Source organism: Paratractidigestivibacter sp., assembly GCF_963660155.1.
In the GTDB taxonomy this organism is placed as follows: Bacteria; Actinomycetota; Coriobacteriia; order Coriobacteriales; family Atopobiaceae; genus Paratractidigestivibacter.
Map to the genome: position 1 here is coordinate 104,024 of NZ_CAVKWG010000040.1, position 14,698 is coordinate 118,721.

Here is a 14,698-nt window from a genome sequence, read left to right on the forward strand (position 1 = left end):
CCCGGCGGCCCGGGTCATCTCCTCTGGGCCGCCATTCTTCTAGAGAAAAGAGCAGCGTATGCAGCAGGGATTCCCGAAGGACTTCCTCTGGGGCGCCTCCTCCTCCGCCTTCCAGATAGAGGGCGGCTGGGACGAGGGAGGCAAGGGCAAGACCGTCGCCGACTTCAACTCGTTCAAGCGCTCCGACAAGCAGGCGGACTCCAAGGTGGCCAGCGACTTCTATCACCACTGGAAGGAGGACATCGCCCTGATGGCCGAGCTCGGCCTCAAAGTCTATCGCTTCTCCATCAGCTGGGCGCGCATCGTCCCCGACGGTGACGGCGAGGTCAACCCGGAGGGCATCGCCTTCTACGACCAGGTCATCGACGAGCTCATCGCCAAGGGCATCCAGCCCTTCGTGACGCTCTACCACTTCGACCTGCCCTACGCCCTTGTCGACAAGTACAACGGATGGGCAGACCGCCGCTGCGCCCTGGCCTTCGAGCGCTACGCGCGCATCTGCTTCGAGCACTTCGGCGACCGCGTCAAGTACTGGCAGACCATCAACGAGCAGAACCTGATGATTCGCGTCGACGAGCGCATGAACATCTACGTGGACGACCCCCTCGAGGCCGACCGCCTGCGCGCCCAGATGGACTACCACATGTTCCTGGGCAACGCCCTTGCCTCCGTGGCCTGCCACGAGCTCGTGCCCGGCGGCAAGATCGGACCGGCCGTGAGCTCCACCTGCACCTACCCACTGACCAACCGTCCCGAGGACGTGTGGGCCGCGCGCATGAACGACTACCTCAAGACCGGCTACGCCCTCGAGATGTACCGCTATGGCAGCTACTCGGACCTCTACATGCGCTACCTCGAGGAGCGCGACATCGTCCCCAAGGCGTTCCTTGGCGACGAGGAGATCCTGAAGGCCGGCGTCTTGGACTACCTGGCCGTCAACTACTACCGCACCCTCTGCGCGAGCGCCCTGCCCGCCGACGAGGAGCACCCGGCCGGCAGCCGCGTCTACCGAGGCAACGAGGTCGACTTCGACCAGTACGGCTGGTGCCGCGACGAGCGCAACGAGAACCTCGAGGCCTCCGAGTACGGCGCCCAGATCGACCCCATGGGCCTGCGCATCGTCCTGAACGACTACTACATGCGCTGCCGCGTCCCGATGATCATCACCGAGAACGGCCTGGGCGCCCCCGACACCCTCGGGGCCGACGGCTCCGTCCACGACCCGTACCGCATCGACTACCTGCGCCAGCACATCGAGGCCTGCGAGCTCGCTCTGGGCGACGGCGTGCCCCTGATGGGCTACTCGCCGTGGTCTGCCGTCGACCTGCTGAGCTCCCACCAGGGCTTCCGCAAGCGCTACGGCTTCATCTACGTCGACCAGAACGACCAGCAGACGGGCACCCTGGACCGCTATCCCAAGGACAGCTTCCACTGGTACAAGAAGGTCATCGCCACCAACGGCGCCGACCTCGCCTAGCCCTCGGCCCCGGCCGATCTGTTCAGGCGCCCGGGACCTCCTGTTCCGGGCGCCTTTCCCACAAGGAGGCGAGACATGAACGTGCTCGTCATTGACGTGGGCACCTCCAGCATGTGTGGCATCGTCTTTCAGGGCGGCGGGAAGGTCTTCGTGGCTCAGTCCGCCTATCGCCCGGACTACCTGGCCGGCGGCGTGGTCGAGCAGACCGCCGAGTCGTTCCTCTCGGCCCTTGCCACGTGCTGCTCCGAGGCCGCCACGTTCGCAGCCGAGAAGGGCCTTGAGATCGGGCTCGTTTCGCTGACCTCGCAGCGCTCCTCCATCACCGCCGTCGGCGCCGACGAGCGCCCGCTCATTCCCTTCGTGATGTGGCAGGACACCCGCAACGCCGAGCTCGTGGACGAGCTCGGGCAGTCCGGCAAGCGCATCTTCGAACTCTCCGGCACCAAGGTCAACACGGTCTTCTCGGGTACCAAGATGGGCTGGATAGAGCGGAACCTGCCCGAGGTGGCCGCGGCGGCCGTCCACTACTCCACCATCCCCGAGCTGCTCATCCACGAGATGTGTGGCGAGTGGGCCTGCGACCAGACCTACGCCAGCCGCTCGAGCCTCATGAACATCCGCACCCGCAGCTGGGACCCGGAGCTGCTGGAGCTCTTCGGCGTGCCCGCCGGGAAGCTTTCCCGCATCATCGCCCCCGGGCAGGCCGCGGGCGGCGTGAGCGCGACCTTCTCGGCCGCCACGGGGCTCGCCGAGGGCACGCCCGTAGTGAGCGCCGGCGGCGACCAGCAGTGCGGTGCCCTTGGCCAGGGCGTCGTTGCCCCCGGGGTCGTCTCCGCGGTTGCTGGCACCGGCGCCTTCCTGGAGACCGCGGTGGATGCGGTGCCCGAGGGCCTCGCGGACAACGTGGTCTGCAACGCGTCGGCGCTGGCCGGACAGTACACGCTGGAGGTGAGTGTGCCCGCGTGCTGCTCCGCCCTCGACTGGTACCGCCGCACGTTCTGCCCAGACATGGGCTTCGACGTCATCGCTGAGGTGGTGGCCGCGGAGCACGGGAAGTGCGCCCCGAGCCTCGTGCTACCGCACTTCCAGGGCCGCGGCACCCCCGACTGGAACCCGCGAGCCCGCGGCGTCTTTGCGGGCCTTGACCTCTCGGTCACGCGCGAGAGCCTGCTCTACTCGCTTCTCGTGGGCATCTTCACCGAGGTCCGCATCAACCTCGACAGCTTCGAGAGCTACGTGGCCCTCGAGCGCGGCAGCATCTCCGGCGGCCTCACGCAGGCCCCGGCCATCAACCAGCTGCAGGCAGACGTGTACGGCTTTGGCCTTACGCGCCAAGAGGACCCCGAGTCCACAGCCCGCGGAGCGCTTGTCTCGGCGCTCGCTGGCCAGGGCTTCTGCGCCTCGGCCGAGGAGGCTTGCGCGCAGGTCTCCGCCGGCATCGCCGTTGAGTCCTTCGAGCCTGACGCTGAGAAGCACGCCCTTCTCGACATCGTCAAGGCCGACGCGGAGGCGCTCTACGCCGCCATGTAGGCAGCGCCTTGTTGCGGCAAGGCTTCGCATGAAACAACGCCTCGCAGGTCGCCTGACCTGCGAGGCGTTTATCGTTGACGCGCGGGATGGCCCGGGAACTCCTGCTCGCGGAGGAGAAGGTGCGTTGGTGGGTGAGCCTGTTGTGCGCGAAGTTGATAAGCGTCGCCACGCGGCGGCTCGGCGTGGAGACAGGCTCCTTGCGACCGGATGCTTCGTTGTTGGGCCGAAAATCGCAGTTAAACCGCTTCAAACAGGGTGACATCTGCGATTTTTGGCCCATCTGTGTGGATAAGGGTCGTACGAGAGGCTGCGGGCCGGGGGTTAGCAACCGGTGTCGTAGGCGGCCACGTGGCGCTCGGCGAGACTGGAGTCGGTCTCGACGGGGGCGTAGCCGTCGGCCATGTGCTGCGTGGCGTCCGAGCCCTTGGCAAGAAGCAACACGACGGCGCGGCCTCCGTCGGCGATGTGTTCGGCGGCCAGGTCGAAGGCGCGCGCGGCGGCCTCTTCGCGGTCGAGCACGGTCTCGTGCGCGAAGCCTTCGGGCAGCGACTCTTCCATCTGGCGGCAGATCTCGGCCGGGTCCTCGGTCCAAGGGTCGTCGGTGGTCAGCACAATACGGTCGACGTACTGGGCCGCGACTTCGGGTAGATCGTGGCGGCGCTCGACGGCCTTGCCGCCCACGGCACCGAAGACGGCGATGAGCTGCGCGCCCGCAAAGGACTTCTTTACGGCGCTGAGCAGGGAATCGAAGGCCATGCGGTTGTGCGCGTAGTCGACAACGGCGGTGAGGCGGCCGTCGGCGCTGCGATAGAACTCCATGCGGCCGGGTACGCGCGTGACGGCGAGGCCGTTAACAATTTGATCTACGCTGAGTCCCAGCTGCTCGGCGCAGACGGCAGCGCACAAGGCGTTGCTCACCGAGAAATCGCCGGGGAAGGGGAGCGTGGCCGCGCGGCTCTTATCGCCGAGGTGCAGGGTAAAACTCATGCCGAGTTCGGAAGTCTGCAGGTCAGAGGCCCAGGCGTAGGCGTTCATGCGCTCGAGGCCAAAGGTGAGGATGCGCTCGGCGGCGCCGGCTTTTGCCGCGGCCAGGATCTGGTCGGCGTGGTCAGAGTCGAGGTTGACCACGGCCTGGCGGCACTGCCCAAAGATCCGCAGCTTGGAGCTGAAGTAATCGTCAAAATCCTTATGCTCGACGGCGCTGATGTGGTCGAGGCCGATGTTCAAGAAGCAGCCGAGCTCGAGCCCGACGCCGTAGCTGCGGTCGTACTTGAGGGCCTGGCTGGAGACCTCCATGACGAGCGCGTCGAGGTGGGCGTCGCGGGCGTTGGCCAGGTGGCGCCAGAGGTCCGGGGCCTCCGGGGTCGTGTTGCGAGAAGCGCCGTCCTCGACGCCGTCGTAGGTCTCGACGGTGCCGATGATGCCGCAGCGGCCCTCGCCGCGGGCGTGGTCGAGGATGGAGCGGAGCATATATGCGCAGGTAGTCTTGCCTTTTGTGCCGGTGATGCCGACGAGCGGGACGTCGCGGTCGGGGTGGGCGAAGGCCGCGGCGGAGGCGAGCGCCATGGCGCGGCGCAGGTCGCCTTTGGCAACGACGAGGGCGGGGAGGTCGGGCTCGGCGGCGGCAAGGTCGGTTGCCAGCGTTTCGGTGCACAGGTAGGCCACGGCGCCGGCCTCGTGCGCGCCGGAAAGAAACGCTGGGCGGAACGCGGCGCCCTTGCAGACGAAGAGGTCGCTTGCGCGGACGGCACGCGAGTCGCAGGCCGCGCCGGCGATGGCGGGGTCGACCGCAGAGGCGCCGGCGCGCAGCTCGACGTCGATGCCGGCGTTTCTCAGCCCGTCGGCCAGCCGTGAAAGAGTCAAAGTATCCATGGCTCCCAGTATACGACTGCGCGCCCCGTCCCCGCGCCCGCCCGCCACGGGTTACAGTCATTGGTGGGAGGTAAGCTTGGCCTGCCACCAATGACTGTTGCCCATGGCAGGCGCAGCGGCGGGGCGTGTGATAAACTTCAAAGGACTGGGCGATTGGCGCAGCGGCTAGCGCAGGTGCTTTACACGCACAAGGCCGGGAGTTCGAACCTCTCATCGCCCACCAGGTAAATTCGGCCCCTGGCCTGCGGTTTCGCGGCTGGGGGCTTCTTGCTAGGAGGGTTTTCATGGCAGATTCCAAGGCAAACGACGCCGAGCGCGAGCGGAGCTTTGGCCGCGCGTTCGACGAGATGCGCCCGGTGCAGCTCACCCCCAACGTGATGAAGAACGCCGATGGGTCGTGCCTCGCCGAGTTCGGCGACACGCGGGTGCTCTGCACGGCGACGGTTGAGGAGGGCGTGCCCAAGTGGCGCCGCGCGAGCCACGGCTGCGGGTGGGTCACGGCCGAGTACGCGATGCTCCCCGCGTCAACAAACCGAAGGTCAAAGCGTGAGTACAACGGCCGCAAGGGGCGCAGCATGGAGATTGAGCGCCTCATCGGGCGCAGCCTTCGCAGCGTCGTGCGCATGGAGAAGATGGGCGAGATCACCATCACGCTGGATTGCGACGTGCTGCAAGCCGACGGCGGCACGCGCACGGCGTCCATCACCGGCGCGTGGGTCGCGCTGCACGACGCGCTCATGGGGCTCGTGCGTGCCAACAAGATCAATCGCCTGCCGCTGACGGGGCAGGTCGCCGCTATTTCCGCAGGTATCGTGGACGGGCGTGCGTTGCTCGACCTCGATTACCCGGAGGACAGCCACGCCGACGTGGACCTGAACCTGGTGGGCACCGACGCGGGCGGCATCGTGGAGGTGCAGGGCACGGGCGAGCACTCGACGCTCACCCGCGCCGAGCTTGACCAGCTGCTCGACCTCGGCCAGGCGGGTATCGCGCGCCTAGTGGAGCTGCAAAACAACGTCACCGGCTTCCGCTTGTAGGGCGACTGCAGGGGAGAAGGTCTGTCCCCAAACCGCTGCAGAAAGGGGACTGTCCCCAAATGGCAGGTTGCCCCACCCGCATCGGGTGACAGGTTCGTCGCTAGAAAGGATACGAATATGGTCGATAAGAACACGGTCGTGGTGGCCACGGGCAACGCACACAAGGTCGTCGAGATCGAGGCGATTCTCTCTCGCGTGCTGCCCGACGTGCGCTTTGTTGCCTTGGGAGAGCTCGGAGATTTCCCCGACCCGGTGGAGGACGGCGAGGATTTTGCCGCCAACGCGCTCATTAAGGCGCGCGCCGCGCAGGAGCAGGCCGGCTGCTACCTGGCCGTGGCCGACGACTCCGGTCTCTGCGTCGACGCTCTCGACGGCGCTCCCGGCATTTACTCCGCGCGTTGGGCCGGCGAGCACGGCAACGACGAGGCTAACAATGAGAAGCTGCTGGCAGAGCTTACCGACGTGGCCGATGCGGATCGCGGCGCCCACTTCCATTCGAGCGTCGTGTTCGTGCGCGGCGACGAGGTCCTCGTGGGCAACGGTGATTGCCCCGGCACCATCGGTCGCGTACCCCGCGGCAACAACGGCTTCGGCTACGACCCGCTCTTTTGGCCCGATGAGACTCCCAGCCGCACCATGGCCGAGCTGGCCCTCGACGAGAAGAACCGCATCTCTCATCGCTTCCACGCGCTGGAGGACCTGGCCTCGCAGCTGGCGTAGCCGCACCTGCCATTTGGGGACAGTCCCCTTTCTGCAGCGGTTTTGGGACAGACCTGTGCCGGGTGACAGGTTCGTTGTGCAGCACGTAGAACCTGTCACCCGGTGTTGCGCAAAATGGCAGGTTCGCCGCTTGTGTGGTAGCAGAATAAAGTGCCAGTTGGGTGGCGATTTTTCGCGCAAAATAGAGTCCAGCCACGGACGGGCAGGGGCCTCGACGCGGCGTGCTTCTCTTCACATCGCCGCGCCCGCGCCCTGGCGGTGCGCAAACCGAAAAGGAGTGTCGCCATGAAGATCATCCACGCCAAGGACTACGCGGACATGAGCCGCAAGGCCGCAAACATCATTTCCGCCCAGGTCATTCTCAAGCCTGATTGCATCCTCGGCCTCGCTACGGGCAGCACGCCCATCGGCGCTTATCAGCAGCTCATCAAGTGGTATGAGAAGGGCGACGTCGACTTCGCGCAGGTCAGCACCTATAACCTGGACGAGTACCGCGGCCTTTCGCACGACGACCCGCAGAGCTACCACTTCTTTATGCGCGATAATTTCTTTAACCACATCAACATCGACCTGTCCCGCACCCACGTGCCCGACGGCTCCAACACCGACGCCGCTGCCGCTTGCGCCGAGTACGACCGCATGGTCGCCGCCGCCGGCTATCCTGACCTTCAGCTTCTGGGCATCGGCAACAACGGGCACATCGGCTTCAACGAGCCGGACGACCACTTTAGCGCCGGAACCCACTGCGTCGACCTTACCGAAAGCACCATCGAGGCCAACTCGCGCCTCTTTGACAACATCGACGACGTGCCGCGCCAGGCCTACACCATGGGCGTGCAGACCATCATGTATGCGCGAATGATTGTTATTGCCGCCAGCGGCGAGAAGAAGGCCCAGGCTGTGCGCGATATGTGCTTCGGCCCCGTGACCCCGAGCTGTCCGGCGTCCATCCTGCAGCTCCACACCAACTGCGTGGTCGTGGCCGACGAGGCTGCGCTCTCGCTTTGCCCGGAGGCCTAAATCGAGCTACAAAGAAGGGCCTGAGCTGCCCTTCTTTATGCAGCTGCCCGACGCCGCTCCCCCACGGCGCCGGGCATTTTTTGTGAATGGCCGGCCTGCGGTTTAGGGACAGTCCCCTTTTTGCACACGAAACGCCGTTTCGAGTGATTCGCCCAATGATTCGGCGACGAGGCCGCAGTGCTCATGCGTGTGCAAAAAGGGGACTGTCCCCAAACCGCAGGCTGGCCTCCCTTGTCACCCGTGGCAGGTGAGGACGGTGAGGACCTTGGGATAGTGGTTGAGAATCTCGCAGCCGTGTTCGGTCACGATGAGCAGGTCCTCGATGCGCACGCCGATGTCGCCCGGCAGGTAGATGCCCGGCTCGATCGAGAAGCACTGGCCGGGCCGCACGCCCTCGTGGTGGGCGCTCGAGACGTCGCCGGGCTCGTGGTCCACGAGGCCGATCTGGTGCCCGAGGCGGTGGGTAAAGTACGGTCCCCAACCTGCGTCCTCGATGATGCGGCGCGCCGTCAGGTCGATCTTGGCGAATTCGACGCCCGGGGCCACGATGGCCTCGGCGGCCTCGTTCGCACGGCGCACGGTGTCGTACACGCGGCGCTGGTGCTCGGTCGGCTCGGCGGTAAAGAACGTGCGCGTCATGTCCGAGCAGTACCAATCCTGCTTGCAGCCCACGTCGAACAGCACAACATCGCCCAGCTCAAAGGGGGTGTTGTCCGGCTCGTGGTGAGGGTCTGCGCCGTGGTCGCCAAAGCTTACGATGGGGCTGAACGAGTGGTCAGAGGCGCCGAGGCGTCGATACTCCGTGAGCAGGCCGTCGGCTATCTGAGCCTCCGTAATGCCGGGGCGCAGCTGCGCCACGAGCCACTCCATCGCCCGGTCGTTCGTGGCCGAGGCCGCCCGCATGAGGTCCTGCTCGCGCGCGTCCTTGAGCGAGCGCGCGTCGTCGACGGCGCCGGAGGCCAGGCGAAAGCCCGCGGCCGCGCCCGCCTCCATAAGAGGCACGAGCCATCGCGCGGCGAGCTCCTTATCGACGCCGAGCGTCGTGCCGTGGTCGCAGACGGCGGAGACGAGCGCCATGGGGTCCTCGGTGTCGTCGAAGGTGCGCACGTCGGCGCACGCGTCGCCCACCGCGGGGAAGAGGCGGTTGCAGAACATGACGGGGCGGCGGCTCTCGTCGCAGCTCACGTACAGGCCAAGAAAGCGCTCGTAGGGCTCGGTGTAGTAGCCGCACAGCCACCAAATCGAGAGCGGGTCCACGAGCAGCATCTGGGAAAGCCCGAGGTCGCGCAGGTTTGCGCGGACGCGGGCGAGGCGGTCGACGTTCATAGTTAGCTCCTTTCAACTCTTGCCAGTGTACGACAGGACGTGGACAAAGGGGCTGTCCCTTTGTCCACGCCGACGGGTGTTGTTGATGTGTCAAGCAATGTTTGAACGACGCAGGTTGGCGCCGGGCGGGTATAATGAAAATTTGTATGACTAGAATTTGCACCTGCGGGTGTTGGAGGCTGATATGGAAAACGAGACCCCTTCCGTCAACCGTGTTGACGACATTCGCGACCGCCTGGGCGAGTTTAAGGGCCAGCGCATCAAGGTCAAGGCCAACATGGGCCGCTCACGCATCGTCGAGCGTGCCGGCACCCTCGTGGGCGCTTATCCGTCGCTTTTCATTGTTGAGGTCGAGGAGCGCCGCGGCCGCACTGCGCGCCAGTCTTACCAGTACATCGACATTCTCACCGGCACCGTCGAGCTTTACGACACCGATTCAGGTGAGAAAATCTTTGATTACTCTGCTGCGGAAGAGCAGCAATAACAAGCAAATAAAGATGAGGTGAGAGCCGTGGTCGGTCGCCAGATCGTGTATGCTCCGTGCAAGGTAAACCTGCATTTGGGTATTCGCCCGATGGTGGATGAGCGCGGCTATCACTATGCCGAGTCGGTTATGGCGCCCGTGGGCCTCTTCGACGAGATCGTCATTGATGACGCTCCGTTCTTCTCGGTGAGGCACACGCCGTCGCTTGAGGTACCGCCCGAGAAGACGTGCGTGTGGAAGGCCGCGACGATGCTCGCACAGGAGCTCCATTGCGGACTCAACCTGCGGATAGACATCAAGGTGAGCATCCCCGAGGCCGCTGGTCTGGGTGGCTCGTCGGCAGACGCGGGCGCCGTCCTGCGCGCGTTGGCTGAGCGCTGGGGGCTCGATCGCTACGATTCGCGCGTGGTCAACGTGGCCCGTCGCGTGGGCGCTGACGTTGCGTTTTTCCTGAATCCGCAGCCGTCGCTCTTTATTGGGGCGGGTGACCTTCTTGCCGAGTCGTTCGACGAGCTGCCGATGCCGGTCGTGCTCGTAAAGCCTGCTGGCGCGGGCGTCTCGGCGCGCGCGGCGTACAAGGAGTTCGACCGCGATCCCAGCGAGCCGGCGAGCGCGGGCGCCGTTTGCGAGGCGCTGCGCGCGGGCGATGCGGCGGCGGTTCGCGGGCTTTTGTACAACAACCTGGCGTCTGCGGCCAAAGCCCTGCAGCCCGGAAGCGCCGAGGCCGAGACGTGGCTCGCGGCGCAGCCCGAGACGGGGCATGCAATGGTTTCTGGGTCCGGTAGCTGCGTATTTGCGATTTGCGACAGCCTTGAGGATGCTCGCGCTGTGGCCGCGCGCGCAAAGTCCGAGCGAGGTTGGTGGTCTTTTGCCACTTTGACGGTTGGAACGCCGGAGAAAATCTGCTAAAGTATTCTCTTGCAACGGGTTGTGGCTCAGTTTGGTAGAGCACCGCGTTCGGGACGCGGGGGTCGCTGGTTCGAATCCAGTCAACCCGACCATTGAAGTGAGAAGCCGCCGGCGGAAACGTCGGTGGCTTTTTTGTTGCGCGTGGCTGGGCCTACCTGCAGAAGAAGGTCTGTCCCCAAACCGCTGCAGAAAGGGGGCTGTCCCCAAACCGCTGCAGAAAGGGGACTGTCCCCAAATGGTGGGTGACAGTCCCCTTGCGGGCAAAAAATGGCGCGCCGGTTAGGCTTGCTTGAGGCGGCGCTCGAGGGCTTCGGGGTAGTTGGCGTACTGCAGCGCGACGTCCTTATCCACAGTGCCGTCTTTGACCACGGCGTAGAGCGCCTGGTCCATGGTCTGCATGCCGGCCTTGCCGCTGGCCGCGATGACGGAGTCGATCTGGTAGGTCTTCTCTTCGCGGATCAGGTTGCGGATAGCCGTGTTCATGGTCATGATCTCGAATACGGGAACGACGCCGCCGGCCTTGGTCGGCACGAGCTGCTGCGCCACGCAGGCCTGCAGCACGAGCGAGAGCTGCGTGCGAATCTGACGCTGCTGGTTGGCGGGGAAGGCGTCGACGATGCGCTCGACGGTGTCGGCGGCGCTGGTGGTGTGCAGCGTCGAGAGGACGAGCTGGGCCATCTCGGCGGCGGTCACAGCCGCGCCGATGGTCTCGGCGTCGCGCATCTCGCCGAGCATGATCACGTTGGGGCTCTCGCGCATGGCGGAGCGCAGCGCCTCGGAGTACGTGGCGATGTCGGTGGGGACCTCGCGCTGCGTCACGATGCACGTTCCGTGGCTGTGGACGTGCTCAATCGGGTCCTCCATGGTGATGATGTGGCCCGAGCGCTGGTGGTTCATGCGGTCGATGATGCAGGTTAGCGTGGTCGACTTGCCCGAGCCGGCCGGGCCGGTGACGAGCACCATGCCCTTGGAGACTTCCGAGAGACGCAGGACGCTCTCGGGGATGTTCATCTGCTTGGGGTCAGGCAGGCCGAACGGGATGACGCGGATGATGGCGCCGTAACTGCCGCGCTGGCGAAACACGTTGGCGCGGAAGCGGCCGACGCCTGGCAGCGCGAAGCTGAAGTCCTCGTCGTGGTTCTCGGAACCCTCGAAGATGGCGATGTTGCGCCCGGCGAGCTCGTAGATGCCTTGGACGACGGCCTTGGTGTCGGCGGGCATGAGGGGAGCCATCTCTCCGCGGACCTGGACGCCACCCGACTGGTAAGAGATGGGCAGGCCGGCAATGAAGAACACGTCAGAGGCCTTGATGTCGATCATCTTATTGAGAAGTTCTTTGAGTTCCATTATTAGCTCCTTATCGCTGGCGCTATTTAGCGGTTGAGGCGCCGCCCCAGAGGCTTTCCTCCGACGCGGTCTGGGTGGTGGACGTCTTCCAGGACTGCAGCGTGTAGCTGAGGTCGTCGTTAATGGTTAGCTGGGCGTCGAGGAAGCGGCCGCCCGTGCCGGTGATTGAGAAGCTGACGTTCTGGCCGCTCACCGTAAGGCTGATCTGGAGGTCGTCGGCGCCGGAGAGCTCGAGCGCGCGGGCCTGAAGATCGGCTGAGCCGACCTGGACGCGGCCGGCGGCGATGGAGGCGGACTCGCCAGACTTGGCGCAAGCCTCGAGCTTCTCGTCGATGGCGGCGACAAGTGCCTGGCCGGCGCCATCGACCTCGTAGAGCTTGGTCGTGAAGGTCGACTGGCGCGTCGCCGTGACCTTGGCCGCGTTGGCCGAAACGGTGCAGAGCACCGCGAGCATCGCGAGCAGGAGCACGGAGACGAGCGTGATAAAGCTTACGATACCGATGCGGACATTGCCGCCTGAGCCGCGCTTCATTTACCTCGCCCCCTTCACGTAACGCGATGCGTCAACGGAGTAGACAACGCTGCCGTCCTCGGAGGCAACGCTGATGTGGGCCGTGTAGAAGGTGCCGCCGTCGGTGCTCTGCGTATCGACGGCGCAGTCGATGCTGAGGCCTTCGGCGTTGCCGTCGCCGGCGGCGACGCCCTTGCCAACTTTCTTGCCGTCGGCGACGGAGGCCGGGTCGCTCGAGAACTCCTCCGCGGCGCTTTGGGCGAGCTGCACGGCGCGGGTCGTGGCGGTCGAGCTCTTGGCCGCCACGGCGGATTTGGCGAACAGCGAAGTGAACACGGCCATGCACGCGACGATGGCCGCGAGAAGGACGAGAGATTCGACGACGAAGGCGGCGCCGGTCCAGGCGGAGGACACGCGCTTTTTCTCCTCGTCGACGACCATGGTGCTGGAATCCGGTGTGTGCAGGGTGGCCATGTTACTCGCCTCCCTGGAGATTGCGCAGAGCTACCTCACAGCTGCCCTGGTCGGTGGAGATGGAAAGAAGCCCGTTAGCATAGGTGAAATCGAACGAATTGCTGGTCGCGAGGTCCGTCGCCGACTGCGGCGTGTATTGGTTGCCGGCAAGTGCGTACTCCTGCACGACTTTGCCCTGGTACAGATAGGTGCGAACCTCGTAGGTGCCGGAGTCGAGCTTCTCGACGACCACGAGGCTTCGGCCCTCGGGGCCCTGGCCCACGGCGATGCAGCCGGTCGTGTCGTTGGCGCGGATGCTGTTGGCGATGAGCTCGAGGCCCTCGCGGCTGGCATTGTTGGTCGATTGTGCCATGGCCACGCTGCTGTACGTGCGCACGCCGGTGACCAGCGCCACGAGCAGAAGGCCGAAGAGGACGGCCAGAAAAAGGGCAGGGAAGAGGCGCCCCGCAACATTCGGCTTATCTTCGGTGAGGTCTATGCGGACTACATTGACCAGCGCCTTGACGCGCTCGTTGGTCTGTGGCGTGCGTTTTGTCTTCGGATCCGTCATTTGGGCGACACCACCACAGAGGGGGCGATGTTGTCCGCGAAGCACTCGTAGGTGATCACGTAGTCATCGTGGTTGATGGTAAGACCGTAGGAGTCTTCAAGGTGCGCGAGGTCGGAGGGATAGCTGCCCTCGATGGCCGCGCATTGCTTGGCTGCGTTGAGGATGGATTCGCGAAGCGCCGCGGCGCCCTGCACGCGGGCACTGCGGCGCGCGAGGCCGATCGCGACCGCGACGGCCACGGCGACGACCGCCACGCACGCGGCGACGATGAGCACGCGGCGGCGTCTCTTCGCCTGTTCGCGGTATGTGATCTCGTGGAACATTGGCTGATTGCCGCCTTCCTGCGGGGTTGTGCCGAACTTAGCCGATGGAGCTCATGATGCCGACCAGCGGCATCATGACGGCAATGAGCGTGGCGGAAACGGCAATGGTGAGGAACACGGCGAGCAGCGGCTCGATGATGTCGACGATGGCGTCGATCTGGGCCGTCGCGTCGTCGAAGAAGACGTCGGAGAGACTGCCGAGCACGTCGTCGGTGGAGCCGGAACGCGTGCCCACAAGGAGCATGCGGGAGTAGACGGGCTCGAAGATATGGTTCTCGGAGATGGCCTGCGCGAGGCTGCGCGGGTTGTCGATGTCGCTCATGGACGCGCGGGCGGCCTCGATCTTCTTGGCGAGCTCGGCGTGCTCGACGGTTTTGGCCGCCTGCTCTATGGCCTGCTCGTCGTGGACGCCGGAGGCGATGTAGGCCGAAAGGGCGCTGGTAAAGCGCGAGAGGGCCAGTTGATAAAGGGCGCTGCGAGTGCCGCGGAACTTCTCGAAGAATTTGATGACCTTCTGGCGGCCGGATTCGGAGCGCGCGCGGAACGCGAGGACCAGAACTGCGATGGTGGCGACGAGCACAACGGCGAACGCAATCCATCCGACGACGATGGAGGCGCTCACCGAGACGAACGAACCCGAGGTCAGCGTTCCCGCGATGTCGGCGTAGACGCCCCGGAAGACCGGCAGGATGACGATGACGGTAAAGGCGAGGATCGCGCTCATGATGCAGAGCATGGCCGCTGGGTAGCCCACGGCCGACTGCAGCTTGGCGAACATGCGGCCCTCGGAGCCGTAGTAGCGAGAAAGGCTGCGCAGGACGCGGTCGGTGCGGCCGGACGCCTCACCGACGCGCACCATGCTGATGGCGTAGGCGGGGAAGGCGCCGGTCGTCTCCATGGCGTCTGCCAGGCCGGAACCGGCGGCGAGTTCGGAGTAGGTCTTGTCGCAGACGTCCTTGAAGTAGGACTGCTCGCGGTTGTCGGAGAGCAGGTGCACTGCTTCCTCGATCTGAACGCCGGCCGAGAGCATTGTGGCGATGCTGCCACAAAACGCGCTGATCGCGCTGCTCTCGAGAAGTTTGTCCGCCATTGCCGCTCCAATCCGTAATCGCGCGGGT

At 65.3% G+C, this 14,698-nt stretch carries 15 protein-coding genes and 2 tRNA genes; 9 read left to right on the forward strand and 8 right to left on the reverse strand.

Annotated elements, in window-relative coordinates; genetic code table 11:
• Window positions 1-58 precede the first annotated feature (58 nt).
• A complete protein-coding gene (locus U5709_RS07850) occupies window positions 59-1,477 on the forward strand; it encodes a glycoside hydrolase family 1 protein (RefSeq protein ID WP_321971341.1) in 1,419 nt (472 codons plus the stop codon).
• A 75-nt stretch (window positions 1,478-1,552) separates the two neighbouring features.
• A complete protein-coding gene (locus U5709_RS07855; protein WP_321973147.1) occupies window positions 1,553-3,007 on the forward strand; it encodes an FGGY-family carbohydrate kinase in 1,455 nt (484 codons plus the stop codon).
• Window positions 3,008-3,328: 321 nt separating this feature from the next.
• Here U5709_RS07855 and U5709_RS07860 read toward each other — a convergent pair whose 3' ends face one another.
• A complete protein-coding gene (locus U5709_RS07860) occupies window positions 3,329-4,879 on the reverse strand; it encodes a UDP-N-acetylmuramyl-tripeptide synthetase (RefSeq protein WP_321973148.1) in 1,551 nt (516 codons plus the stop codon).
• A gap of 147 nt (window positions 4,880-5,026) precedes the next feature.
• On the opposite strand from U5709_RS07860, the gene U5709_RS07865 reads away from it, so the two are divergent.
• From U5709_RS07865 to nagB, 4 genes are all read left to right on the forward strand, one after another.
• Window positions 5,027-5,102, forward strand: a tRNA-Val gene (locus U5709_RS07865).
• A gap of 61 nt (window positions 5,103-5,163) precedes the next feature.
• Window positions 5,164-5,916 carry a ribonuclease PH gene (gene rph / locus U5709_RS07870; protein ID WP_321971344.1) on the forward strand — a complete coding sequence of 251 codons (753 nt, stop codon included), beginning with the start codon at window positions 5,164-5,166 and terminating at the stop codon, window positions 5,914-5,916.
• Between the two features lie 117 nt (window positions 5,917-6,033).
• Entirely contained in the window at window positions 6,034-6,636 is a 603-nt protein-coding gene (gene rdgB / locus U5709_RS07875; protein ID WP_321971345.1) for an RdgB/HAM1 family non-canonical purine NTP pyrophosphatase, read from the forward strand.
• A gap of 285 nt (window positions 6,637-6,921) precedes the next feature.
• The gene (gene nagB / locus U5709_RS07880) at window positions 6,922-7,656 is read left to right on the forward strand and encodes a glucosamine-6-phosphate deaminase (RefSeq protein ID WP_321971346.1); all 735 of its coding nucleotides are present in this window, start codon (window positions 6,922-6,924) and stop codon (window positions 7,654-7,656) included.
• Window positions 7,657-7,890: 234 nt separating this feature from the next.
• Here nagB and U5709_RS07885 read toward each other — a convergent pair whose 3' ends face one another.
• The gene (locus U5709_RS07885; RefSeq protein WP_321971347.1) at window positions 7,891-8,982 is read right to left on the reverse strand and encodes a Xaa-Pro peptidase family protein; all 1,092 of its coding nucleotides are present in this window, start codon (window positions 8,980-8,982) and stop codon (window positions 7,891-7,893) included.
• Between the two features lie 184 nt (window positions 8,983-9,166).
• Here U5709_RS07885 and U5709_RS07890 point away from each other — a divergent pair, with 184 nt between their 5' ends.
• From U5709_RS07890 to U5709_RS07900, 3 genes are all read left to right on the forward strand, one after another.
• Window positions 9,167-9,466, forward strand: a complete 300-nt coding sequence (locus U5709_RS07890) for a Veg family protein (protein ID WP_321971348.1) — start codon at window positions 9,167-9,169, stop codon at window positions 9,464-9,466.
• A gap of 27 nt (window positions 9,467-9,493) precedes the next feature.
• Window positions 9,494-10,375: a 4-diphosphocytidyl-2C-methyl-D-erythritol kinase gene (locus U5709_RS07895; protein WP_321971349.1), complete on the forward strand. Its 882-nt coding sequence runs from the start codon at window positions 9,494-9,496 to the stop codon at window positions 10,373-10,375.
• Between the two features lie 15 nt (window positions 10,376-10,390).
• Window positions 10,391-10,467 (forward strand) — tRNA-Pro (locus tag U5709_RS07900).
• Between the two features lie 187 nt (window positions 10,468-10,654).
• Here the strand turns inward: U5709_RS07900 and U5709_RS07905 are convergent.
• From U5709_RS07905 to U5709_RS07930, 6 genes are read right to left on the reverse strand one after another with little or no spacing between them, the layout of a single operon-like run.
• Complete coding sequence (locus U5709_RS07905) at window positions 10,655-11,722, reverse strand: PilT/PilU family type 4a pilus ATPase (protein WP_321971350.1); 1,068 nt, start codon at window positions 11,720-11,722, stop codon at window positions 10,655-10,657.
• A gap of 22 nt (window positions 11,723-11,744) precedes the next feature.
• A complete protein-coding gene (locus U5709_RS07910) occupies window positions 11,745-12,254 on the reverse strand; it encodes a hypothetical protein (RefSeq protein ID WP_321973149.1) in 510 nt (169 codons plus the stop codon).
• On the reverse strand, window positions 12,255-12,707 hold the full coding sequence (locus tag U5709_RS07915) for a hypothetical protein (protein WP_321973150.1): 453 nt from the start codon (window positions 12,705-12,707) through the stop codon (window positions 12,255-12,257).
• Window position 12,708: 1 nt separating this feature from the next.
• Window positions 12,709-13,257: a DUF4860 domain-containing protein gene (locus U5709_RS07920; protein ID WP_321971353.1), complete on the reverse strand. Its 549-nt coding sequence runs from the start codon at window positions 13,255-13,257 to the stop codon at window positions 12,709-12,711.
• Window positions 13,254-13,580, reverse strand: coding sequence for a hypothetical protein (locus U5709_RS07925; RefSeq protein ID WP_321973151.1), 327 nt, complete (start codon window positions 13,578-13,580; stop codon window positions 13,254-13,256). Before U5709_RS07925 ends, U5709_RS07920 begins: the two co-directional genes overlap by 4 nt.
• A 37-nt stretch (window positions 13,581-13,617) precedes the next feature.
• Window positions 13,618-14,670, reverse strand: a complete 1,053-nt coding sequence (locus U5709_RS07930) for a type II secretion system F family protein (RefSeq protein WP_321971355.1) — start codon at window positions 14,668-14,670, stop codon at window positions 13,618-13,620.
• Window positions 14,671-14,698: the final 28 nt, after the last annotated feature.

Bases quoted from the DNA above. Each gene is read 5' to 3' on its own strand.
- U5709_RS07905 (WP_321971350.1), bottom strand. From the start codon at position 11,722: ATGGAACTCAAAGAACTTCTCAATAAGATGATCGACATCAAGGCCTCT.
- U5709_RS07915 (WP_321973150.1), bottom strand. From the start codon at position 12,707: ATGGCCACCCTGCACACACCGGATTCCAGCACCATGGTCGTCGACGAG.
- nagB (WP_321971346.1), top strand. From the start codon at position 6,922: ATGAAGATCATCCACGCCAAGGACTACGCGGACATGAGCCGCAAGGCC.
- rdgB (WP_321971345.1), top strand. From the start codon at position 6,034: ATGGTCGATAAGAACACGGTCGTGGTGGCCACGGGCAACGCACACAAG.
- U5709_RS07850 (WP_321971341.1), top strand. From the start codon at position 59: ATGCAGCAGGGATTCCCGAAGGACTTCCTCTGGGGCGCCTCCTCCTCC.
- rph (WP_321971344.1), top strand. From the start codon at position 5,164: ATGGCAGATTCCAAGGCAAACGACGCCGAGCGCGAGCGGAGCTTTGGC.
- U5709_RS07885 (WP_321971347.1), bottom strand. From the start codon at position 8,982: ATGAACGTCGACCGCCTCGCCCGCGTCCGCGCAAACCTGCGCGACCTC.
- U5709_RS07860 (WP_321973148.1), bottom strand. From the start codon at position 4,879: ATGGATACTTTGACTCTTTCACGGCTGGCCGACGGGCTGAGAAACGCC.
- U5709_RS07930 (WP_321971355.1), bottom strand. From the start codon at position 14,670: ATGGCGGACAAACTTCTCGAGAGCAGCGCGATCAGCGCGTTTTGTGGC.
- U5709_RS07855 (WP_321973147.1), top strand. From the start codon at position 1,553: ATGAACGTGCTCGTCATTGACGTGGGCACCTCCAGCATGTGTGGCATC.
- U5709_RS07910 (WP_321973149.1), bottom strand. From the start codon at position 12,254: ATGAAGCGCGGCTCAGGCGGCAATGTCCGCATCGGTATCGTAAGCTTT.
- U5709_RS07890 (WP_321971348.1), top strand. From the start codon at position 9,167: ATGGAAAACGAGACCCCTTCCGTCAACCGTGTTGACGACATTCGCGAC.
- U5709_RS07925 (WP_321973151.1), bottom strand. From the start codon at position 13,580: ATGTTCCACGAGATCACATACCGCGAACAGGCGAAGAGACGCCGCCGC.
- U5709_RS07920 (WP_321971353.1), bottom strand. From the start codon at position 13,257: ATGACGGATCCGAAGACAAAACGCACGCCACAGACCAACGAGCGCGTC.